18 protein-coding genes are annotated in these 21,119 nt (G+C 70.0%); 9 read left to right on the top strand and 9 right to left on the bottom strand.

What is annotated here, in order from left to right; all coding sequences use genetic code 11:
* The first annotated feature begins 7 nt into the window (after positions 1–7).
* Both AAFF41_RS08795 and AAFF41_RS08790 read left to right on the top strand, forming a co-directional pair.
* Positions 8–403 (top strand): DUF742 domain-containing protein, encoded by a 396-nt coding sequence (locus AAFF41_RS08795; protein WP_054228911.1) that lies wholly within the window; start codon positions 8–10, stop codon positions 401–403.
* Between the two features lie 156 nt (positions 404–559).
* The gene (locus AAFF41_RS08790; protein WP_060902484.1) at positions 560–1,165 is read left to right on the top strand and encodes a GTP-binding protein; all 606 of its coding nucleotides are present in this window, start codon (positions 560–562) and stop codon (positions 1,163–1,165) included.
* A 39-nt stretch (positions 1,166–1,204) separates the two neighbouring features.
* Here the strand turns inward: AAFF41_RS08790 and AAFF41_RS08785 are convergent, their stop codons facing one another.
* Positions 1,205–1,633 carry a PPOX class F420-dependent oxidoreductase gene (locus AAFF41_RS08785; protein ID WP_319750521.1) on the bottom strand — a complete coding sequence of 143 codons (429 nt, stop codon included), beginning with the start codon at positions 1,631–1,633 and terminating at the stop codon, positions 1,205–1,207.
* A gap of 93 nt (positions 1,634–1,726) precedes the next feature.
* On the opposite strand from AAFF41_RS08785, the gene AAFF41_RS08780 reads away from it, so the two are divergent.
* Complete coding sequence (locus AAFF41_RS08780) at positions 1,727–2,140, top strand: roadblock/LC7 domain-containing protein (RefSeq protein ID WP_054228908.1); 414 nt, start codon at positions 1,727–1,729, stop codon at positions 2,138–2,140.
* A gap of 87 nt (positions 2,141–2,227) precedes the next feature.
* Here AAFF41_RS08780 and AAFF41_RS08775 read toward each other — a convergent pair whose 3' ends face one another.
* Positions 2,228–3,472 (bottom strand): IS110 family RNA-guided transposase, encoded by a 1,245-nt coding sequence (locus tag AAFF41_RS08775; protein ID WP_343323800.1) that lies wholly within the window; start codon positions 3,470–3,472, stop codon positions 2,228–2,230.
* Between the two features lie 425 nt (positions 3,473–3,897).
* Between AAFF41_RS08775 and AAFF41_RS08770 the strand changes: the two genes are divergently transcribed.
* Entirely contained in the window at positions 3,898–4,875 is a 978-nt protein-coding gene (locus AAFF41_RS08770; RefSeq protein ID WP_343323799.1) for a DUF6397 family protein, read from the top strand.
* Between the two features lie 16 nt (positions 4,876–4,891).
* On the opposite strand, the gene AAFF41_RS08765 is transcribed toward AAFF41_RS08770, so the two are convergent.
* Together AAFF41_RS08765 and AAFF41_RS08760 are read right to left on the bottom strand one after the other, a co-directional pair.
* Positions 4,892–5,758, bottom strand: coding sequence for an acyl-CoA thioesterase (locus AAFF41_RS08765; protein ID WP_319745327.1), 867 nt, complete (start codon positions 5,756–5,758; stop codon positions 4,892–4,894).
* Between the two features lie 19 nt (positions 5,759–5,777).
* Positions 5,778–8,291, bottom strand: coding sequence for a DEAD/DEAH box helicase (locus AAFF41_RS08760; RefSeq protein ID WP_319745329.1), 2,514 nt, complete (start codon positions 8,289–8,291; stop codon positions 5,778–5,780).
* A 145-nt stretch (positions 8,292–8,436) separates the two neighbouring features.
* On the opposite strand from AAFF41_RS08760, the gene AAFF41_RS08755 reads away from it, so the two are divergent.
* A complete protein-coding gene (locus tag AAFF41_RS08755) occupies positions 8,437–9,231 on the top strand; it encodes a metal-dependent hydrolase (RefSeq protein ID WP_319745331.1) in 795 nt (264 codons plus the stop codon).
* A gap of 122 nt (positions 9,232–9,353) precedes the next feature.
* Here AAFF41_RS08755 and AAFF41_RS08750 read toward each other — a convergent pair whose 3' ends face one another.
* The 4 genes from AAFF41_RS08750 to AAFF41_RS08735 form a co-directional block, all read right to left on the bottom strand.
* Positions 9,354–9,629 (bottom strand): type B 50S ribosomal protein L31, encoded by a 276-nt coding sequence (locus AAFF41_RS08750; RefSeq protein WP_054228904.1) that lies wholly within the window; start codon positions 9,627–9,629, stop codon positions 9,354–9,356.
* A 33-nt stretch (positions 9,630–9,662) separates the two neighbouring features.
* Entirely contained in the window at positions 9,663–10,133 is a 471-nt protein-coding gene (locus AAFF41_RS08745; protein ID WP_319745333.1) for a DUF5709 domain-containing protein, read from the bottom strand.
* Positions 10,134–10,424: 291 nt separating this feature from the next.
* On the bottom strand, positions 10,425–12,206 hold the full coding sequence (locus tag AAFF41_RS08740) for an ABC transporter ATP-binding protein (RefSeq protein WP_319745335.1): 1,782 nt from the start codon (positions 12,204–12,206) through the stop codon (positions 10,425–10,427).
* A complete protein-coding gene (locus AAFF41_RS08735) occupies positions 12,203–14,056 on the bottom strand; it encodes an ABC transporter ATP-binding protein (RefSeq protein WP_319745337.1) in 1,854 nt (617 codons plus the stop codon). The genes AAFF41_RS08740 and AAFF41_RS08735 overlap by 4 nt, the downstream gene beginning before the upstream one ends.
* Before the next feature lie 333 nt (positions 14,057–14,389).
* Between AAFF41_RS08735 and AAFF41_RS08730 the strand changes: the two genes are divergently transcribed.
* The 3 genes from AAFF41_RS08730 to AAFF41_RS08720 all read left to right on the top strand — a co-directional run bounded on the left by AAFF41_RS08730 (position 14,390) and on the right by AAFF41_RS08720 (position 18,579).
* A complete protein-coding gene (locus AAFF41_RS08730; RefSeq protein ID WP_343323798.1) occupies positions 14,390–15,136 on the top strand; it encodes a hypothetical protein in 747 nt (248 codons plus the stop codon).
* Positions 15,137–15,223: 87 nt separating this feature from the next.
* Entirely contained in the window at positions 15,224–16,969 is a 1,746-nt protein-coding gene (locus AAFF41_RS08725) for a peptide-N4-asparagine amidase (RefSeq protein ID WP_425526115.1), read from the top strand.
* A gap of 143 nt (positions 16,970–17,112) precedes the next feature.
* Positions 17,113–18,579 (top strand): cation:dicarboxylate symporter family transporter, encoded by a 1,467-nt coding sequence (locus AAFF41_RS08720; protein ID WP_343323797.1) that lies wholly within the window; start codon positions 17,113–17,115, stop codon positions 18,577–18,579.
* A gap of 130 nt (positions 18,580–18,709) precedes the next feature.
* Here the strand turns inward: AAFF41_RS08720 and AAFF41_RS08715 are convergent, their stop codons facing one another.
* A complete protein-coding gene (locus AAFF41_RS08715; protein ID WP_060895164.1) occupies positions 18,710–19,165 on the bottom strand; it encodes a MarR family winged helix-turn-helix transcriptional regulator in 456 nt (151 codons plus the stop codon).
* Positions 19,166–19,280: 115 nt separating this feature from the next.
* Here AAFF41_RS08715 and AAFF41_RS08710 point away from each other — a divergent pair, with 115 nt between their 5' ends.
* On the top strand, positions 19,281–21,080 hold the full coding sequence (locus AAFF41_RS08710; RefSeq protein ID WP_319745343.1) for an ABC transporter ATP-binding protein: 1,800 nt from the start codon (positions 19,281–19,283) through the stop codon (positions 21,078–21,080).
* Positions 21,081–21,119: the final 39 nt, after the last annotated feature.

Raw genomic sequence — 21,119 nt, 5'->3', positions numbered from 1 at the left:
GGCGCAGATGACCGAGGACCTCGCGGGCAGCCAGTGGTACGACAGCGAAGCGGGACCGCTCGTCCGGCCCTACGCGATGACGGGCGGCCGCACCAAACCGGGCCCCACCGGAGTGCGCTTCGACCTGATCGCTCTGGTCACCCTCGACAAGGCTGCACCCGGAGTCGACGAGGACTCCCTGCTCGGGCCGGAACACCGGGCCCTCATCGACCTGTGTCGCTCGGAGACGCAATCCGTGGCCGAACTCGCCGCGGACGCGGACCTGCCGGTGGGCGTGGTCAGGGTGCTGCTCGGCGACCTGATGGAACTGGGCTGCGTCACCATCAGCCGCCCGGTGCCGCCCGCACAACTGCCCGACGAGCGGATCCTCCGCGAGGTGATCGAGGGACTGAGGGCGCTCTAGATGAACGATGCGACTCCACACATCCAGGGCAACCACGCGACTCCGCACACCCAGATGAACGACGCGACTCCACACACGCGCACACATGCACCGACGCACACCCGGCACCGTTCGACCGACGCCGACTGCTGCCGCCACTCCCGAGAGAAGTGATCGATGGTCTCCGAGAACTCCGACGCCTCGGCCGACGAAACGACCGCCCTGGCGTTGAAGATACTGGTCGCCGGCGGGTTCGGCGTGGGCAAGACCACCCTGGTGGGCGCGGTCAGCGAGATCAGGCCGTTGCGCACCGAGGAACTGCTCAGCGAGGCGGGTCAGTCGGTGGACGACACCGACGGCGTGGACCACAAGGTCACGACGACCGTCGCCATGGACTTCGGACGCATCACCATCCGGTCCGGCCTCTCCCTCTACCTCTTCGGCACGCCGGGCCAGGACCGGTTCTGGTTCCTGTGGGACGAGCTGTCACAGGGCGCGCTGGGGGCCGTCGTCCTCGCGGACACCCGCAGGCTCGAGGACTGCTTCCCCGCGGTGGACTACTTCGAGCACCGGCACATCCCGTTCGTGGTGGCCGTCAACTGCTTCACGGGCGCTCGCGCCTACGGCGCCCAGGACGTGTCCCGCGCCCTCGACCTCGACCGCGGCACGCCCGTGGTGCTCTGCGACGCCAGGGACCGCGACTCCGGGAAGGAGGTACTCATCCGGCTCGTGGAGTACGCCGGGCGGGTGCACACCGCCCGGCTGCTCGACTCCGTCGGTTGAGGCCACGGAACATCGGGCCGAGGCCTCCGAAGGAGAGACCTAGTCCGACACCGAGGCCCAAGCCACGACCTTCTCGATACTCACGCGGACGAGGAGTTCACCCGGGACGCCGTTGCGCTTCCCGAACTCCTCGGCCCGATCTTCGCCCATGTAGCGTGCGCCGATCCGAGCTGCCCAGTGACGCAGCTCGTCCAGATCCTCCGACAACTCGGCACGACCCTCCAGAACCACGAAGTCGAACGGCGGCCGGTCGTCGTCCACGCAGAGGGCGACTCGCCCGTCGCGGGCCAGATTCCGACCCTTCACGGTGTCCTTCGCGGTGTTGAAGAGCACGTGGTCGCCGTCCAGCAGAAACCAGATCGGCGCCACGTGCGGACTTCCGTCGGCGCGGACGGTCGACAGCTTTCCGGTGCGGGTGCCCTGCGAGACGAAGGCCCGCCATTGCTCATCGGTCATCTTCTGTGCCATGCGCCCATCCTCCTTGCCCGGAGGGCGGCCGTGGGGAAGGCTGGCTGGTCGGATCCTCCAGCCAGGGGGAAAAGAATCACGGGGAGATGGAGCATGGCGCAGAACACGGGGCTCGGCTGGCTGCTCGACGATCTGACCGAGCGCGTCGAACACGTACGGCACGCGTTGGTGCTGTCCAACGACGGGCTGGTGACCGGCGCGAGCACAGGGCTTCGACGTGAGGACGCCGAGCACCTGGCGGCGGTCTCGTCGGGCCTGCACAGCCTGGCGAAGGGCTCAGGTCGGTACTTCGGCACCGGTCAGGTGCGCCAGACGATGATCGAGTTCGACGACGCGGTACTTTTTGTCACCGCGGCGGGTGCGGGCAGCTGTCTGTGTGTCCTCAGCGCCGCGGAAGCCGACATCGGCCAGGTCGCCTACGAGATGACACTGCTCGTCAACCGTGTCGGCGAGCACCTCGGGGTGGACGTACGCCAACCGGAACGTTCATCTTCCGTAGATCTCTGACGCGTAAATAGATCCTGGTCAGGGCGGGTGTGGGTAGGACTGTGCGCCCGGTGACCGTGGCGGGCCGCCGGGTGTCTGGGCTGCCGGTCAGGCGGCGGCCTCCCTCGGGTTGAGGGTGACGGTGTAGCCGAGTTGGTTGAGCTGGTTGACGGCCCGGCGGGTGGCGCGTTCGGGGTCGCGTTGGGTGTAGTAGGTGGCGCCGAGTTCCTGGTGGGGCACGTTGTCGGTGAGCATGTGCCAGAGCGCGGTGATGATCGAGTGCTCGACGGCGACCAGCGCCCTGAGCGGGCCGCGGCGGGCGGTCAGGCGCTTGTAACGGGCCTGCAGATAGGTGTCTTTGGTTTTCACGGCGCCGAACGCGGCGATGCCGAGGGCGCCCTTGAGGTAGGGGTTGCCGGGCCGGACTTTGGTGTTTTTGGTGCGGCCGGCGGACTCGTGGTGGCCGGGGCAGACCCCGGCCCAGGAAGCGAGGTGTTTGGCGGTGGCGAAGCGGTTCATGTCGCCGCCGGTCTCCGCGATGATCACTTCGGCGACGGCCCGGTTGATCCCGGGGATGGTGTCGAGCAGGTCGAGGGCGCCACGAAAGGGTGCCATTGCCTCCTCGATGCGTTCGGTGAGCTGCTCGATCATCGTGGTGAGCTGGTCGTACTGGTCCAGATGCAGGCGGGCCAGGAATGCGTGGTGCTCGCGGAACCGTCCGGTCAGGGCCTCGGTGAGTTCGGGGATCTTGTTGCGGAGCTTGCGTTTTGCCAGGTCCGCGAGGACCTGTGGGTCGGCTTCACCGCGGGTGAGGGCTTCGAGCATGGCGCGGCCGGAGACGCCCATGATGTCGGAGGCGACCGCGGAGAGTTTGATGCCGGTGTCCTCCAGCAGTTTCTCCAGCCGCTGGACCACGCGGCTGCGTTCACGGGTGGCGGTGGTCCGGGCGCGTGTGAGGTCCCGTAGTTCGCGGACCGGCTCGGGCGGCACGAAGGAGGGCCTCACCAGACCGTGGGCGCCGAGCTGGGCGAGCCAGGCCGCGTCCGAGACGTCCGTCTTGCGGCCGGGTAGGTTCTTGACCTGCCGTGCGTTGACGAGGATCACGTTCAACTCGCCGGCCGGCACGTAGTAGAAGGGCTTCCAGTAGTCCGAGGTCGCCTCGATCACCACCAGCGTCACCCGTGCGGCGAGCAGATGGTCCCGCAGGGCGAGGACCGCGTTCGTCGTCGATCCCCACGTCGTGGTCTCGGTCGTGAAGGACCCCCGCCGCTTCGTGCTCGGGGTACGGACACACGCCTTGGCGTCCTTCTTGCTGATATCGAGGCCCACGCAGCGTTCGTGCAGCACGTCCACGGCCTTGCTCCCTCCCGTGCCCAACAGTCGAGTACGCCGTTCCGGGAGGGCCAGGGTGAATCAGGAATTCTGACGCACGTGCTCACAGCAACACTCCACGGTTCCCGTGGACGGCCCCCAGCACCACGCTGACCTGCGAGCTCGCCGGCATCACAGAAATATCGGTTTCGTCCGGAACGGACACCACCACGATTCCGAACGGCATCACCCCAGGTCAGGGCGGACAGAAGCACCTCCGGCGCGCACTCGGGATTTACCACGCCCCCGGCGCGCACCGAAGGTGCGCTGGATCGCTGACCTGCGGATACGCCATCGCGGTCAGAGTTATCCACAGGTTCGCCGTGAGATCCGCCGAACCGGCTACGGTTTTTCTCGAAGCAAGCGCCCGACGGCGCGAGCACCTCACTCCACGGGGGAGAACCGTCATGTCCGGCAACACCATCATGCAGTCCACCGTCCCGCAGTCGGCCGCCTCGAAGTCCACCGCACCGAGGCCCGCCACAACGTCGCTTGCACGCGCCGCGCGAGAACTGGAGCTCAGGCGCGGCGAGTTCGACCTCGCCCTGCATCTCGGATGTGTCCGCACCGTTCCCGACGAGGGGGGAGGCGGGCGCCGCGTCAATCGTGCGGAAATCGAGCGGGTGCGCTCCGAGGACGGCTTCCCCGAGGCACTGCGGGAACGCGTCAAGGCCGTCGGCACCACGGAGGGCGCGGCGCTGATGGGCGTGACGGCCGCCAGGTTCACGCGCTTCGCACGCCTGGGTCTGGTGGTGCCCGTGAAGTTCTACCTGAACCGGTACAGGGCTGTGGTCTGGTTGTACCTGGCCGAAGAACTTCGCCAGTTCGGGGCGGACGAGCAGAACGCGAGGCTGCTGAAGGGCCGTACCCCCGAGGGAATCGGCGACCAGTTGGAAGCCGGCTTGGACCTCCGCCCCCGCAACTGGCGGGGCCGGCACATGGGATTCCTGCTGCGGCAGACCGAGGACCCCTGGGCGCAGGCCGCGATCGTGGCCTCCCTGCTCGACCCCGTTCAGGTGGCCGAGATCGTCAGGGACCCCTACGAGCGCGCGTGTCTGAACCGCTTCCGGCCCGAGCGGGCCGCCCACGGTGCCGCGCCGGACACGCCCGCCGCACACCTCGTCTCGCGCCTCATGACGGCCGAGGATCCCGACGAGATCAGCTGGCTCCGTGCCGACCTGGGCCAGGCACTCGTCGAGGCCCGAGAGCTCCGCCCCGCGCCCCGCCCGACCCCGAAGGCTCCGCCGACGCCGGTCTCCCCCTTGAGCGCGGTGGCTCCGGCGGTCTCGCGACCGCGGGAAGCCGCCCTCGGCGACCCGGCCCCGAGCGTGGAGCCCGAGCGGCCACGCGGGCTCCTCGGGTGGATGCGCCGCAGAAACCCCTGACCCTTTTCCCGCATCCTTACAGCGCCCGAAAAAGCCCCTCCTGGACGACCGAGACGAGCAGGCGTCCCTCCAGGTCGTAGATGCGCCCTCGGGCCAGCCCGCGACCGCCCGTCGCGATCGGCGACTCCTGGTCGTACAGGAACCACTCGTCCGCGCGGAACGGCCGGTGGAACCACATCGCGTGGTCGAGCGAGGCCATGTCGAAGCCGCGCTGACCCCACAGCGGCTCCACCGGGATGCGGACGGCGTCCAGGAGGGTCATGTCGCTCGCGTAGGTGAGGGCGCACGTGTGCACGAGCGGGTCGTCGCCCAGTGGCCCGACGGCACGCATCCACACCGCGCTGCGCGGCTCCGCGTCCTTTATCTCCTCCGGGGTCCAGCGCAGTCCGTCCACGTACCGGATGTCGAACGGCTGGCGGCGCGCCATGCGCTCCAGCGACTCGGGAAGCGCGCCCAGATGCTCGGTGATCTCCTGCGAGACCGTCGGAAGTGACTCCGGGTGCGGTATCTCGCGGGCCGGCGGCAACTGGTGCTCGAAGCTCCCCTCCTCAGGCTTGTGAAAGGAGGCGGTCAGATTGAAGATCGTGCGCCCCTGCTGCACGGCGGTGACGCGACGGGTGGTGAACGACCGCCCGTCCCTGACCCGTTCGACCTGGTACACGATCGGCACGCCCGGCCGGCCCGGGCGCAGGAAGTACGCGTGCAGTGAGTGCACCGGCCGGTCGGCCTCGGCGGTGCGCCCGGCCGCCACCAGGGCCTGCCCCGCCACCTGGCCGCCGAAGACCCGCTGCAGCGATTCGTCCGGGCTGCGGCCACGGAAGATGTTGACCTCGATCTGCTCCAGGTCGAGCAGGTCGACGAGCCTCTCGGCCGGGTTCGTCATGTGTGGGATTCTCCTGTGCTCACAACTGGCCGACGTCGGTGACCTTGACGACCGCGCGACCCTCCGCGTCGGAGGCCACGAGATCGACCTCCGCGCTGATACCCCAGTCGTGGTCACCGTTCGGGTCGGCGAAGGTCTGACGGACGCGCCACAGACTGTTCTGCGGCTCCTCCACGATCGACAGCAGCTTGGGGCCACGGGCGTCGGGGCCCGTGCCGAGGTCCTCGTACTCGTCCCAGTACTTGTCCATCGCCTCGCCCCAGGCGTCGGCGTCCCAGCCGGATTCGCCGTCCATCTCGCCGAGCTCGTCGACGTTGTCGAGTGCGGCGAGTTCGACACGGCGGAACATCGCGTTGCGGACGAGGACACGGAAGGCGCGGGCGTTCGACGTGACCGGCTTGACCTGGTCGGCCCTCTCCTGGGCCTCCTCGGCCGTCATCTCCTCGGGGTTGGCGAGCTGCTCCCACTCGTCGAGGAGGCTCGAGTCGACCTGGCGCACCAGCTCGCCCAGCCAGGCGATCAGATCCTCCAGGTCCTCGGACTTGAGGTCGTCCGGGACGGTGTGTTCAAGCGCCTTGTAGGCACTCGCGAGGTAGCGCAGGACAATGCCCTCAGTACGGGCGAGCTCGTAGTAGGAGACGAACTCAGTGAAGGACATGGCCCGTTCGTACATGTCACGGATGACGGACTTCGGCGACAACGGATGGTCGCCGACCCACGGGTGGCTCTTGCGGTAGGTGTTGTAGGCGTGGAAGAGCAGCTCCTCCAGCGGCTTGGGGTACGAGACGTCCTGGAGCCGCTCCATGCGCTCCTCGTACTCGACGCCGTCCGCCTTCATCGCCGCCACGGCCTCGCCGCGCGCCTTGTTCTGCTGGGCCGCGAGGATCTGCCGCGGGTCGTCCAGGGTGGACTCCACGACGGACACCATGTCCAGGGCGTAGGAGGGCGACTCCGGGTCCAGCAGCTCGAACGCGGCGAGCGCGAAGGTCGACAGCGGCTGGTTGAGCGCGAAGTCCTGTTGCAGATCCACGGTGAGGCGCACGATGCGACCCGTGGCGTCCGGCTCGTCGAGCTTCTCGACGATGCCGCCGTCGAGGAGCGAGCGGTAGATCGCGATCGCCCGCCGGATGTGCCGCAGCTGCTGCTTGCGCGGCTCGTGGTTGTCCTCCAGCAGATGCCGCATCGCGTCGAAGGCGTTCCCGGGCCGGGCGATCACCGCCAGGAGCATGGTGTGGGTGACCCGGAAGCGGGAGGTGAGCGGCTCGGGATCGGAGCCGATGAGCTTCTCGAAGGTGTTGTCCGTCCAGCCGACGAAGCCCTCGGGAGCCTTCTTGCGGACCACCTTGCGGCGCTTCTTCGGGTCGTCGCCCGCCTTGGCGAGCGCCTTCTCGTTCTCGATGACGTGCTCGGGCGCCTGCGCCACGACGAAGCCCGCCGTGTCGAATCCGGCGCGCCCGGCACGGCCGGCGATCTGGTGGAACTCGCGGGCACGGAGCGTGCGCACCCGGTTGCCGTCGTACTTCGTCAGCGCCGTGAACAGCACGGTGCGGATCGGGACGTTGACGCCTACACCGAGGGTGTCCGTGCCACAGATGACCTTCAGCAGACCGGCCTGGGCCAGCTTCTCCACCAGCCGCCGGTACTTGGGCAGCATGCCCGCGTGATGTACCCCGATGCCGTGGCGTACGTACCGGGAGAGGTTGCGGCCGAACTTGGTGGTGAAGCGGAAGTTGCCGATCAGCTCGGCGATCTGGTCCTTCTCCTCGCGCGTGCACATGTTGATGCTCATGAGCGCCTGCGCCCGCTCCACGGCCTGAGCCTGAGTGAAGTGGACGATGTAGACCGGAGCCTGCTTGGTCGCGAGCAGCTCGGTGAGCGTCTCCGTCAGCGGGGTCAGCACGTATTCGTAGGAGAGCGGCACGGGCCGGGTCGCCGAGCGGACCACCGACGTGGGGCGTCCGGTGCGCCGGGTGAGGTCCTTCTCGAACATCGAGACGTCGCCGAGCGTCGCCGACATCAGGATGAACTGCGCCTGCGGCAGTTCCAGGATCGGGATCTGCCACGCCCAGCCGCGGTCGGCCTCCGCGTAGAAGTGGAACTCGTCCATGACGACCTGGCCGACGTCTGCGTGCTTGCCGTCCCGGAGCGCGATGGACGCCAGCACCTCGGCGGTGCAGCAGATGACGGGGGCGTCGGAGTTCACGGAGGCGTCGCCGGTCAGCATGCCGACGTTCTCGGTGCCGAAGATCTTGCACAGCTCGAAGAACTTCTCCGAGACCAGTGCCTTGATCGGCGCCGTGTAGAAGGTGACCTCGTCGCGGGCGAGCGCAGCGAAGTGGGCGCCCGCGGCGATCATGCTCTTGCCCGAGCCGGTGGGCGTCGAGACGATCACGTTCGCACCCGAGACCACCTCGATCAGCGCCTCCTCCTGATGGGGGTAGAGCGTGAGACCGCGTTCCCCGGCCCACGACTCGAAGGCTTCGTAGAGGGCGTCGGGATCTGGGGTCTGCGGCAGCTGATCGATGAGGGTCACGCCCCCATCTTGCCTGTCGACCCGCTCGATGGGGGAATCGGATGCTCGTCCGAAGATCACGACCGTTACGCTGTGGCGCCGACGAAGCGTCAGCGTATGCGGGCAACTGGACAGCGGCTGAAGAAGAATGGGGCGGGGAACGGCCATGATGGGACCAGCACACTCACTCTCGGGAGCCGCGGCCTGGCTCGGCGTCGGAGCGGCAGCGGCCGCCACCGGCCACACGATGCCCTGGCCGGTCCTCCTCGTCGGCGCCCTGATCTGCGCGGGTGCCGCGCTCGCCCCCGACCTGGACCACAAGGCGGCGACGATCTCGCGGGCCTTCGGGCCCGTCTCACGGACCCTGTGCGAGATCGTCGACAAGCTCTCGTACGCCGTCTACAAGGCGACCCGCAAGCCGGGCGACCCACGGCGCAACGGCGGTCATCGCACGCTGACGCACACCTGGCTGTGGGCGGTGACGATCGGCGCGGGCACCGCGGGCCTTGCGATCACAGGTGGCCGCTGGGCGGTCCTGGCCATCCTCTTCGTGCACATGGTGCTCGCGATCGAGGGACTGCTGTGGCGGGCCGCCCGCGGCTCCAGCAGCGACGTCCTGGTCTGGCTGCTGGCCGCGACCAGCGCCTGGATCCTCGCCGGAGTCCTGGACAAGCCGGGCAACGGTTCGGACTGGCTGTTCACGGCGCCGGGCCAGGAGTACCTGTGGCTCGGCCTGCCGATCGTCCTGGGCGCCCTGGTGCACGACATAGGCGACGCGCTCACCGTGTCCGGCTGCCCGGTCCTGTGGCCCATCCCGATCGGCCGCAAGCGCTGGTACCCGATCGGCCCGCCCAAGGTGATGCGCTTCCGGGCCGGCAGCTGGGTCGAGCTCAAGGTGCTCATGCCGGTCTTCATGCTGCTCGGCGGAGTGGGCTGCGCGGCGGCGCTCAACGTCATCTGAGCGAGCGCGTCAGCCCCGCGGGCCCCAGGTGGAGCGTCAGCTCCGCACGTCCGAGGAGTGTCAGTCCCGCAGGCCCGAGGAGGAGTGCGAGCTCCTCGGGCCCGGGCGCGGGGGGCAACCCCTCACGCCGTCCCGTCCTTGCCCGCTCCCTGCCCCGCACCCCCGTACCGCCTCTCGAACTGTGCGATCCGGCCCTCCGAGTCCACGGTCCGGGCCTTGCCCGTGTAGAAGGGGTGGCTCTCCGAGGAGATCTCGACGTCGACGACCGGGTAGGTCTCACCGTCGTCCCACTCGATGGTCTGGTCGCTCGTCGCGGTGGACCGGGTGAGGAACGCGTACCCGGCGGCGCGGTCGCGGAAGACGACGGAGTGGTAGTCGGGGTGCTTGTCCTGCTGCATGGGTGCTCCTTGGGGGAGAGGGGCGGGGGCCGGTCAGCCGGACGTGGTGTCCTCGTCGACGATGTGCATCGCGGCCTCCTCGGCCGAGGCCGCGGCCCCGTCGATGCCGACGTCGGTGGCGATCAGCCCGCTCTCGTCGTCCTCGTGCGCTCCCTCATTGGGGGCGACGAGACGACCGGAGCGGCTGGCGCCCACTTCGTTGTCCCAGGCTTCGCCGTCGGTGCCCTGGCAGTCTCCGATGCCGTCCCCGTCCGGCTCGGCGATGTCGGGCATCTCCTCCGCGAGGCGCTGGTCCAGGCTCTCGCCCTCGCGGCGCTCCGCGGCGGTCACCCCGGAGTGCTCCACCGCCCACGGCCGCTCCGGCGGGGACCAGCCCCGGTCGAGCGGGTCACCGACACCGTCGGAGAGCAGGGTGTCCTCGGAGTCGAGCAGCCCCGCGTCGTCCTGGACCTCGGATCCGTCGGGCTGGTAGACGTCGTCTCCCCATCCGTCGACGCTGTTCACGGGTACCTCCAGGTGATGCGGGCGAGCCCGATCCCACCGCGCTCGACGGCGGGCGCGCGGGCCACTCGACACAGGCTTCGCCCTTCGCGAACCGGGTGGTTCCCGGGCGTTCCCCGAGCCGGTGCCGATATCCAGCCTTCCACTCCGGTTCGGCACTGCGCAACGCCACATGGTCCGAGGCGGTACGGGCCCGCCCGCGGAGGCAGGTCCCGGGCGCCGGTGCGACCCTGCCGCGCAGCCGGTGCGGACCCCTGCGTCACACGATCCCGGACCGCACCGGCAAGGGCACACTCACCCGTGCCAGGACCTCCACAGCGACGCGTAGGCGCCGTCCGCCGCGACCAGCTCGTCGTGACTGCCCAGCTCACTGATCCGGCCGTTCTCCACGACGGCGATGACGTCCGCGTCGTGGGCGGTGTGCAGCCGGTGGGCGATGGCGACCACGGTGCGTCCGTCGAGGACGCGGGCCAGCGAGCGTTCCAGGTGACGGGCCGCGCGCGGGTCGAGCAGCGAGGTCGCTTCGTCGAGGACCAGGGTGTGCGGATCGGCGAGGACCAACCGGGCCAGGGCGATCTGCTGGGCCTGGGCCGGGGTGAGCGCGAGCCCGCCCGAGCCGACCTCGGTGTCCAGACCGTCGTCCAGCGCCCGTGCCCAGCCCTCCGCGTCGACCGCCCCGAGCGCCGCCCACAGCTCGGCGTCGACCGCTCCCGTCCTGGCGAGCAGCAGGTTGTCGCGCAGGGAGCCCACGAAGACGTGGTGCTCCTGGTTGACCAGGGCCACGTGGGAGCGGACCGCCTCGGCGGGCATCCGGGACAGTTCGGCACCGCCGAGCGTGACGCGGCCGTCCCGGGGCGCGTAGATCCCGGCCAGCAGCCGGCCAAGGGTGGACTTGCCCGCACCGGAGGGTCCGACCAGCGCGAGCCGGGTACCCGGGGCGACCTCCAGGGAGACCTCGCGCAGCACGTCCACCCCGGCCCGGTAGCCGAAGCGCACCTCGTCCGCTCGCACGTCCCGCCCGTCCGGGACCATCCCCGGGTCGCCCGCGTCCGGCTCGATGTCCCGGACACCGACCAGTCGGCCCAGCGACACCTGGGCGACCTGCAGCTCGTCGTACCAGCGCAGGATCAGTCCCACCGGATCGACGAGCATCTGCGCGATGAGCGCGCCCGTCGTCAGCTGCCCCACACCGATCCAGCCCTGGAGGACGAAGACCCCGCCGATCATCAGGACCGAGCAGAGGATCACCACGTGCGTGACACCGATGACCGGGAAGAGCACCGTGCGCAGCCAGAGCGTGTAGCGCTCCCAGGCCGTCCACTCCTTGATCCGGCGCTCCGACAGCTCGATGCGGCGCTCGCCCAGGCGGTGCGCCTCGACGGTGTGGCCCGCGTCCACGGTCTCGGCGAGAGCGGCGGCGACGGCGGCGTAACCCGCGGCCTCGGAGCGGTAGGCGGACGGGGCGCGCTTGAAGTACCAGCGGCAGCCGATCAGCAGGATGGGCACGGCGACCAGTACGGCGGGGGCGAGCGGCGGAGCGGTCACGGCGAGCCCGCCGAGCAGCAGGGCCACCCACACCACGCCGATGGCGAGCTGCGGTACGGCTTCACGCATCGCGTTGGCGAGCCGGTCGATGTCCGTGGTGATGCGGGACAGCAGGTCGCCCGTGCCGGCCCGCTCGAGGACGCCGGGCGGCAGCCCGACCGACCGTACGAGGAAGTCCTCGCGCAGATCGGCCAGCATCCGCTCGCCGAGCACGGCCCCGCGCAGCCGCACCTCGCGGACGAACACGGCCTGCACGACGAGTGCGACGGCGAACAGCGCGGCGGTGCGCTCCAGATGGAGCTCCCGCGCGTGGTCCGAGACCCGCTCGACGATCGAGCCCAACAGGTAGGGGCCGGCCATCGAGGCCACCACGGCCACCGTGTTGGCGGCGACGAGCAGCAGGAAGGCCCGACGGTGCCGCCGGAAGAGTTCGGTCACGTAGGCGCGTACGGTCGCGGGGGCACCGACGGGCAGGGTGTGCGCCGTCGTCGGGGCCGCCGGGTCGTAGGCCGGTGGGGCCACGCCGATCATGCGGTCTCCTCGATTTCTTCCAGTTCCTTCAGTACGCCGCCCAGGTCGGCCTCGTCTGCCTCCCGTACGTGGCTTCGCGCGGCCCCGTCCTCTTCCCGCACACCGCTCCGCGCGGCCTCGTCATCCGTCTCCCGGGTCACCACGGCCCGGTACCGCGGCTCACCGCGTACCAGCTCACGGTGGACGCCGACCGCCGTGACCTCGCCCTCGTGCACCAGGACGACCCGGTCCGCGTGGTCCAGGAGCAGCGGCGAGGAGGTGAGGACGACCGTCGTGCGCCCGGTGCGCAGGGCGCGCACGCCGTCGGCGATCCGGGCCTCGGTGTGCGAGTCGACCGCGGAGGTCGGCTCGTCGAGGACCAGCACTTCGGGGTCCGTGATCAGCGACCGGGCCAGGGCCAGGCGCTGGCGCTGGCCGCCGGAGAGGGAGCGTCCACGTTCGGTGATGCGGGCCTCCATCGGGTCCCCGGCCTCCAACGACCCCTGGGTGAGCGCGTCCAGGACGTCGCCGCACTGCGCTGCGGACAGTGCGGCCTCGGCGCTGACCAGACCCGAGGAAGGCACGTCGAGCAGCTCGCGCAGCGTGCCGGACAGCAGCACCGGGTCCTTGTCCTGGACGAGGACGGCCGTACGGGCGGAGTCGAGCGGCAAGTCGTCGAGGGGTACGCCTCCGAGGAGCACCGAGGTGCCCTCCTCCGTGGGGTGGCCACCCAGCCGCGCGGCGAGCACACCCGCCGCGTCAGGATCGCCGCACACCACGGCGGTGAGCCGTCCGGCGGGCGCGAGCAGCCCGGTCGCGGGGTCGTACAGATCGCCGGCCGGCGCCTCGGCCGAGCGCGATCCGCCGCTGTCCATGGCCCGTTCCAGGGACAGCACCCGGGCGGCGCGCTTGGCGGACGGGCGGGAGAAAGAGTAGGCCATCGCGATCTCCTCGAAGTGTCGCAACGGGTACGTGAGCAGCATGACCGCGCTGTACACGGTGACGAGTTCGCCGACCGTGATCCGGCCGTCGCGGGCGAGGTGAACGCCGCGCCAGATGACGGCGATCATCAGCAGACCGGGCAACAGCACCTGGATGGCCGAGATCAGCGACCACATCCGGGCGCTGCGCACGGCCGCGCGGCGGACCTCCTGGGAGGCGCGGCGGTAACGGTCGAGGAACAGTTCCTCGCCGCCGATGCCGCGCAGCACGCGCAGGCCCGCGACGGTGTCCGAGGCCAGTTCGGTGGCGCGTCCGGCCTTCTCGCGCTGGAAGTCCGCGCGCCGGGTGGCACGGGGCAGCAACGGCAGTACGGCGAGCGCCAGGACGGGCACACCCACCGCGACGAGTACGCCGAGCGCGGGCTGGTAGACGACCAGGCCGGCACAGACCAGCACGACGGTCAGGGCGGCCGCCGCGAACCGCGACAGGGCCTCCACGAACCAGCCGATCTTCTCGACGTCGCCGGTCGAGACCGCGACGACCTCGCCGGCCGCGACACGTCGCGTCAGGGCGGAGCCCAACTGGGCGGTCTTGTGGGCCAGCAGCTGCTGGACGCGCGCGGCGGCGGTGATCCAGTTGGTGACCGCGGCGCGGTGCAGCATGGTGTCGCCCAGCGCGATGCAGGCGCCGCACAGCGCCAGCAGCCCACCGGTCAGGGCGAGTCGGGTGCCGGAGCGGTCGACGACCGCCTGGACGGCGAAGCCGACGCAGAACGGCAGCCCGGAGACGGCCACGAAGTGCAGCAGTCCCCAGGCAAGGGCCTTGAACTGGCCGCCGAGCTGATTCCGGCCGAGCCACCACAGGAATCGGGGACCTGAGCGCGCGTCCGGCACTCCCGGGTCGGGATAGGGAAGGTCTTGAATCTGCATGACGTCCCAGTGGCTCGTGTAAGGGGTGGGGTCAGGGGGCCGGGGCGATGCCGTGGAGTTCCGGCGACCGACCGACCGTGGGGGGTCGGCAGCAAACCGTGAAAGGTTCGCGTCAGGGTGCGACCTGAGGCAAACGGTTTTTCATCCCAGGACATGGGTTCAGGACAGAGAATCGGGACACGCGTTCGGGAGACAGGAGTTGGGTCGGGGGCTCCGAGACAAGGCTGGGACGGCTTCCGACCCATCGAAAGTGTGCCCGGAAAGACAACGCCTGACCGAGCAGTCGGGGGGGTAGGGGTTATTCGTCCGATACGTGATGCAACGATGGGCCGCATGCGAAAAGACGGTGCGAGGCGTACGGGGTTCACCGCTGTGGCGTGCGGTGTCCTCGCTGTGTTCCTGTCGGCCTGTGGTGGTTCGGAAGGGGGGAACGGTGCGGTGAAGGGCCACGGCGGAGCCGGTGCCAAGGGCGAAAACGCCCCGGCGCGCGCCGTCGATCTGACCCGGATACCGGAGGTCGGCAACCGCCTGCAGGCCCGGATCCCGTCCAACGCCCACCAGGTGGTGGCGGTCTACGGCGAGGGCAGGGACTCCGCCGACTCCACGGTCGTGCTGTACGCCAAGTCCGGTTCCACCTGGGAGGTGCGGCGTTCCTGGCGCGCGCACAACGGGACGAAGGGCTGGACCACCGACCATCACGAGGGCGACAAGCGCAGCCCCGTCGGAGTGTTCTCGCTCACCGACGCGGGCGGAGTGCTCGACGACCCGGGCGCCCTGCTCCCGTACGACCACTCGGCGGCCTATCAGGCTCCCCGCGACTGGGCCAGGTCGCACTGGCACGACTTCGACTACGTCGTCGCCATCAACTACAACCGCCGCGCGGGCACCCCGCCGGACGACCCGGACCGCCCCCTGGGTCAGTCGAAGGGCGGCAGCATCTGGCTGCACATGGACCATGGCAGCGGTACGTCCGCGTGTGTCAGCGTGCCCAAGCCGGCCATGGAGTACCTCCTGCGGACGCTCGACCCGCATCAGCACCCCGTCATCGTGATGGGGGACAAGGCCGATCTGACGGCGTAGCGGCCGTGGCCGACCGGGCTGCCCCGCGTGGCGCCGTCACCGAGTGCCCATTGCGGGGCGGGCCGACTCCCCCGTAGAACACCGCACATGAGAAGACGGATCGTCATGTCCATGCTCGCCGGAGTGATCCTCTCGGCGAGTACCTTCCTGGGAGCGGGCCCGGCCTCGGCGGCACCGCCGGCGGACGCCGCCCAGCTCGCCGCCACCCCCGCCCGGTCGGCGGATCAGGTCGCCGCCACGCCCCGCGACGCGCCCTCCGAGACACCGGCCGCGACTGCCGCTGATACGCCCGCCGATGCGCCCGCCGGGCCTGCCGCTGATACGCCCGCCGAGTTCGGCACCGACTGGCACGACCCCCTGAGCGCCGCCCCGCCGGTGGCGAGACCGGCCACCGAGTCCTGTGCGGTGACGGTCGCCGAGGCGCAGTTCCGTGACTTCACGCCGTATCGGGGCGCGTACACACCGCCCAGCGGCTGCGGCGACCGCTGGAGCAAGATCGTCCTGCGACTCGACGGCAAGGTCAAGGGGCGCCAGTTCGACCGGCTCGGCTATCTGCACATCGGCGGCGTGGAGATCTTCCGAACCTCCACCCCGGAGCCTTCGCCCGACGGCATCGAGTGGTCCGTCGAGAAGGACGTGACCAGGTACAGCGACACGTTCCGGCGCGGCGGCGACGTCGAGATGCTCATCGGGAACGTCGTCGACGACACGTACACCGGAGTCCTCGACGTGAAGGTGACCCTGACCTTCTACGCGCAGGGCGGCGCCGTGAAGTCCGCCGCGACCCCCGACCGTGTCCTCACCCTCCAGGACGGCACCCTCACCACCCCTCGCAACAGCGAGCGCGTCGTCGCCGAGGTGTACGCGACCGGCTCAGGCGGCGGCTGCGAGGAGTACTGGTACCTGACGGTGCCCGACCCCGCCCCGTACTCCTGCAAGGCGGACAAGGGCCCCTATCGCGAGGTGCAGATCAAGGTGGACGGCCAACTCGCGGGCATCGCCGAGCCGTTCCCGACCGTTTGGACCGGCGGCTGGTCCAACCCCTTCCTCTGGTACGTGATCCCGGGCCCGCGGGCCTTCGACATCAAGCCGATCGAATACGACCTCACGCCCTACGCCGGTCTCCTCAACGACGGTCGTCCGCACCGGATCGACGTCTCCGTCGTGGGCGTCGCCGCCGGCCAGACCGGCTGGAGCACCCCGGTCAACGTCCTCGTCTGGCAGGACGCGAAGCGCGCGCACGTGAGCGGCGCGCTGACCGAGGTCGAGGCGGGCGATTTGTCCAACACCTCGACGTACACGCCCGGTTCGCAAGAACATCTCGACACCGTGGGCGGACACCGGCTGACGACCGCCGGATACGTCGACACCTCGCACGGCCGGGTGTGGACCACCGTGCGCCGCACACTCGCCAACACCTCCGCTCACCACTGGACCGACGGCGAGAACACCGACGCGCTCAAGGCCACCTGGACCGACGACGAGACGGTCACCGTCGACGGGCGCGGACCGGCCGGCGTGAGGCGCACCCACCGCACGTACACCATGGACGGCACCACGACGCTCGCCGCGGACGACCGGTTGCGGACCGTCCTGACGCTCGGCGACCGGGCCGCGGTCGACGAGACACGCGGCGGCCGGCGCACCACGTGGTCCCGGCTCGACGACACGTACGCGGGAGACGCGACGTATACCGCGAACGTGCCCCGCGACCAACGGCATGCGGTCGGTACGACGAGCGAGCGCTACCGGCTGTACGGCTCGGGCGGCTGCTACGACCGCGTTCTGGGCACCGCGCAGGGAGTGCTGACGCGGGACCGCAGCGACTGCTGAGGCCCCGGGCGGGGAACGGCACGTCTGTTCCAGGATTTACCTGGACGTGACACAGAGGTATCCGGCGGCACCGGCAACTCCTCAATAGTGATCGCTGCGGAAGGAAGTTTCCGCATACCAGAAGTCCCCTCGGAGGAGTGCCCGTGCCGCCGTCCGTACCGTCCCCGCGACGCGTCGCACGCATACTGCGTACCTCACTGTTCGCGCAGGTCGCCTGCGCGCTCGTACTCGGAATCGTCGTCGGAAGGTTGTGGCCGGACACGGCCACGACCTTCCAGCCGCTCGGCGACGGTTTCGTACGCCTCATCAAGGCGGTCATCTCACCGCTCGTGTTCTGCGTCGTGGTCGTCGGCGTCACCAAGGCCGGCGACCTGAAGGCCTTCGGCCGGATCGGGCTCAAGGCCCTGATCTGGTTCGAGGTCGCGTCCACCGCCGCGCTGCTCCTCGGGCTGATCGCGGCGAACGTCGTCGGCCCGGGCTCGGGCATGCACGCCGACCCCTCGAAGCTCGACGCCTCGGCCGTCGACGGCAAGACCGGCGGCGGCTCGCTCCCGTCGACCGGCGAGTTCATCCTGAACGCGCTGCCGCAGAGCGCGGTCGGGGCCTTCGCCGAGAACTCCCTGCTCCAAGTCCTCGTCCTCGCCTGCCTGGCGGGCGCGGCACTGCTCCACCTCGGCAACTCCAAGGTGCCCAAGGTGCTGCCCGCCATCGAGCAGGTCCAGGACGTTGTCTTCGCGATCGTCGGCTTCATCATGAAGTTGGCCCCGCTCGCGGTGTTCGGCGCGATGGTCCACCTGGTGGGGGAGTACGGGCTCGGCGTCATCAAGACGTACGGCAAGCTGATCGCGCTGTGCTACGCGGTCGCGCTGCTGTTCCTCGCGCTGCTCGCCGTCGCTCTGAAGGCGGTCACGGGGCTCAGCCTCTGGAAGTTCGTCCGCTACACCCGCGAGGAGATGCTGCTCGCGCTCGGTACCGCCTCCAGCGAGACCGTCATGCCGCGCATGATGCAGAAGCTGCGCCAGGCGGGCTGCCGCGACGACGCCGTGGGCCTGGTCCTGCCCACCGGCTACTCCTTCAACCTCGACGGCGCCTCGATCTACCTGTCGATCGGTACGTTGTTCATCGCGCAGGCGGTGGGTGTGGATCTGAGCCTGGGCCAGCAGATCACTGTCGTCCTGGTTCTCATGCTGACCAGCAAGGGCATGGCGGGTGTGCCGGGTTCCGCCTTCCTCGCTCTGTCGGCGACGGCCTCCTCGCTCGGGGTGATCCCCGCCGGAGCCGTCGCCCTCCTCCTCGGCGTGGACCGCATCATGGACTCGATGCGCGTCGCGACCAACCTCCTCGGCAACTGCGTCGCCGTCTTCGCGGTCTCCCGCTGGGACGGCGCGCTCGACATGGAGCGGGCGAAGAAGATGCTGGACGGCGAGATCGCGTTCGTGGAGGAGGACGACGAGCCGCGGACGCCGGAGTCGCCGACGGAAGAACCGGCGCCCGAGTCGACCCGGGCGGAAGGCCCCGTCCGTTCGGCCAGGGCGGAAGTCCCGGCCCCATCGGTCGAGCCGGAAGTCCCCGCCCTGTCGGCCAAGGAACCTGCCCCCGAGATCGGTTGACCGACTCGGGACGGGTCACCGCCCCCGTGCCTCCGGAACGGGCCGCGCGCCCCCACTCCAGCCGTACGGAGTGGGGGCGCGCGGTCCATCGCGTCGTGCGCCGCGCGACGAGGCCGCCCGCGGCAACCCCTCAGCAGCGGTGCTCAAGCCTGGGCATGCCGTCCACCAGCGTGTCCAGCAGCCCCCCGAGCACCTCGCGCTGCTCGTCCGTCAACGGCGCCAGGATCTCCTCGGCGGCCGACCGGCGTGCGCCGCGCAGCTCGCGCAGCGCCTCGCGCCCCTCGTCCGTGACCTCGATCCGGATCACCCTCCGATTGGTGGGATCGGGGACCCGGCGCACCTTCCGGCTCGCCTCCAGGCCGTCGACCAGCGTGGTCACGGCCCGGGGCACCACCTCCAGGCGCTCGGCGAGATCCGCCATGCGCGGCGGTGAGCTGTAGTGCGCGAGCGTGCGCAGCAGCCGGGACTGGGCCGGGGTGATGCCCAGCTCACGCTGCTCGAGGTGCCGCTTCTGGATGCGGTGCACACGTCGGGTCAGCCGCAGCAACTGCTCGGCGAGCAGGCCGTCGGCATCGGGGGTGGTCATACGGGAACAATATCAGGATGCGGCTCATTGTGAGTATAGGTAACAATGAGCTAGGCTCCGCCAGTCATCGTTTGTCTGCCCTGCGTAGCCGTCGTCTCACCTCCCGTAGGAGCCCATGCGTCCCGACCGATCCACCTGGACCCCGTCACCCGCCGAGGGCGAACAGCCACGGCAGGTGCGCCGCATCCTGAAGCTGTTCCGGCCCTACCGTGGCCGCCTCGCGATCGTCGGCCTGCTGGTCGGCGCCTCGTCCCTCGTCACCGTCGCGACCCCCTTCCTGCTGAAGGAGACCCTGGACGTCGCGATCCCCCAGGGCCGCACCGGTCTGCTGAGCCTGCTCGCGCTCGGCATGATCCTCAGCGCGGTCGTCACCAGCATCTTCGGTGTCCTGCAGACCCTGATCTCCACGACCGTCGGCCAGCGCGTCATGCACGACCTGCGCACCGCCGTGTACGGCCGACTGCAGCGCATGTCGCTCGCCTTTTTCACGCGGACCCGCACCGGCGAGGTCCAGTCCCGCATCGCCAACGACATCGGCGGCATGCAGGCGACCGTGACCTCCACCGCCACCTCGCTGGTCTCCAACCTCACCAGTGTGGTCGCCACGATCGTCGCGATGGTCGCCCTGGACTGGCGGCTCACCGTGGTCTCGCTGCTCCTGCTGCCGGTCTTCGTGTGGATCAGCCGACGCGTCGGCAACGAACGCAAGAAGATAGCGACCCAACGCCAGAAGCAGATGGCCGCGATGGCCGCCACCGTCACCGAGTCGCTCTCCGTCAGTGGCATCCTGCTCGGCCGCACCATGGGCCGCGGCGATTCGCTCACCAAGGCGTTCGAGGCCGAGTCCGACAGCCTGGTCGACCTCGAGGTGAAGTCGAACATGGCGGGCCGCTGGCGCATGTCCGTCATCGGCATCGTCATGGCCGCCATGCCGGCCGTCATCTACTGGGCCGCGGGCATGGCCCTCCAGTTCGGCGGCCCGTCCGTGTCGATCGGCACACTCGTCGCCTTCGTCTCGCTCCAGCAGGGTCTGTTCCGGCCGACGGTCAGCCTGCTGTCCACCGGCGTGCAGATCCAGACCTCGCTCGCGCTCTTCCAGCGCATCTTCGAGTACCTCGACCTGCCCATCGACATCACCGAGCCGGAGCGCCCGGTCCACCTCGACCAGGTCAAGGGCGAGATCCGTTTCGAGGACGTCGAGTTCCGCTACGACGACAAGAGCGGCCCGATCCTCGACGGCATCGACATCACCGTCCCCGCGGGCGGCAGTCTCGCCGTGGTCGGCCCGACCGGCTCCGGCAAGTCCACGCTCAGCTACCTCGTGCCACGGCTGTACGACGTCACGGGCGGCCGCGTCACGCTGGACGGCGTCGACGTACGGGACCTCGACTTCGACACGCTCGCCCGCGGGATCGGCGTCGTCTCCCAGGAGACCTACCTCTTCCACGCCTCGGTCGCGGACAACCTGCGCTTCGCCAGGCCCGACGCCACCGACGAGGAACTGCAGGCGGCGGCCAGGGCGGCCCAGATCCACGACCACATCGCGTCACTGCCCGACGGATACGACACGGTCGTGGGCGAACGCGGCCACCGGTTCTCCGGCGGCGAGAAGCAGCGCCTCGCCATCGCCCGCACGATCCTGCGGGACCCGCCGGTCCTCATCCTCGACGAGGCGACCAGCGCCCTGGACACCCGCACGGAGTACGCCGTGCAGGAGGCCATCGACGCCCTGTCGGCCAACCGGACCACGCTCACCATCGCGCACCGGCTGTCCACCATCCGTGGCGCCGACCAGATCGTCGTCCTGGACTCCGGCCGTGCGGTCGAACGCGGCACGCACGAGGAGTTGTTGGAGCGGGAGGGGCGCTATGCGGCGCTGGTCCACCGGGACGCTGAACTGGAGCCGACAAGATGACGATATGCCGGGTTTGTAGGCTTTAGCGGGTTACCGTGC

Source organism: Streptomyces mirabilis (assembly GCF_039503195.1).
GTDB lineage: Bacteria > Actinomycetota > Actinomycetes > Streptomycetales > Streptomycetaceae > Streptomyces > Streptomyces mirabilis_D.
The sequence above is the reverse complement of the archived record's forward strand: the minus strand, read 5'-3'. Positions and strand labels throughout refer to the sequence as shown.

What these genes read in the sequence shown, in the direction of transcription:
- AAFF41_RS08780 (WP_054228908.1), top strand. Translation starts at nt 1,727, where the DNA reads ATGGCGCAGAACACGGGGCTCGGCTGGCTGCTCGACGATCTGACCGAG.
- AAFF41_RS08790 (WP_060902484.1), top strand. Translation starts at nt 560, where the DNA reads ATGGTCTCCGAGAACTCCGACGCCTCGGCCGACGAAACGACCGCCCTG.
- AAFF41_RS08725 (WP_425526115.1), top strand. Translation starts at nt 15,224, where the DNA reads ATGAGAAGACGGATCGTCATGTCCATGCTCGCCGGAGTGATCCTCTCG.
- AAFF41_RS08710 (WP_319745343.1), top strand. Translation starts at nt 19,281, where the DNA reads ATGCGTCCCGACCGATCCACCTGGACCCCGTCACCCGCCGAGGGCGAA.
- AAFF41_RS08740 (WP_319745335.1), bottom strand. Translation starts at nt 12,206, where the DNA reads ATGATCGGCGTGGCCCCACCGGCCTACGACCCGGCGGCCCCGACGACG.
- AAFF41_RS08730 (WP_343323798.1), top strand. Translation starts at nt 14,390, where the DNA reads ATGCGAAAAGACGGTGCGAGGCGTACGGGGTTCACCGCTGTGGCGTGC.
- AAFF41_RS08795 (WP_054228911.1), top strand. Translation starts at nt 8, where the DNA reads ATGACCGAGGACCTCGCGGGCAGCCAGTGGTACGACAGCGAAGCGGGA.
- AAFF41_RS08715 (WP_060895164.1), bottom strand. Translation starts at nt 19,165, where the DNA reads ATGACCACCCCCGATGCCGACGGCCTGCTCGCCGAGCAGTTGCTGCGG.
- AAFF41_RS08765 (WP_319745327.1), bottom strand. Translation starts at nt 5,758, where the DNA reads ATGACGAACCCGGCCGAGAGGCTCGTCGACCTGCTCGACCTGGAGCAG.
- AAFF41_RS08750 (WP_054228904.1), bottom strand. Translation starts at nt 9,629, where the DNA reads ATGCAGCAGGACAAGCACCCCGACTACCACTCCGTCGTCTTCCGCGAC.
- AAFF41_RS08770 (WP_343323799.1), top strand. Translation starts at nt 3,898, where the DNA reads ATGTCCGGCAACACCATCATGCAGTCCACCGTCCCGCAGTCGGCCGCC.
- AAFF41_RS08755 (WP_319745331.1), top strand. Translation starts at nt 8,437, where the DNA reads ATGATGGGACCAGCACACTCACTCTCGGGAGCCGCGGCCTGGCTCGGC.
- AAFF41_RS08735 (WP_319745337.1), bottom strand. Translation starts at nt 14,056, where the DNA reads ATGCAGATTCAAGACCTTCCCTATCCCGACCCGGGAGTGCCGGACGCG.
- AAFF41_RS08785 (WP_319750521.1), bottom strand. Translation starts at nt 1,633, where the DNA reads ATGGCACAGAAGATGACCGATGAGCAATGGCGGGCCTTCGTCTCGCAG.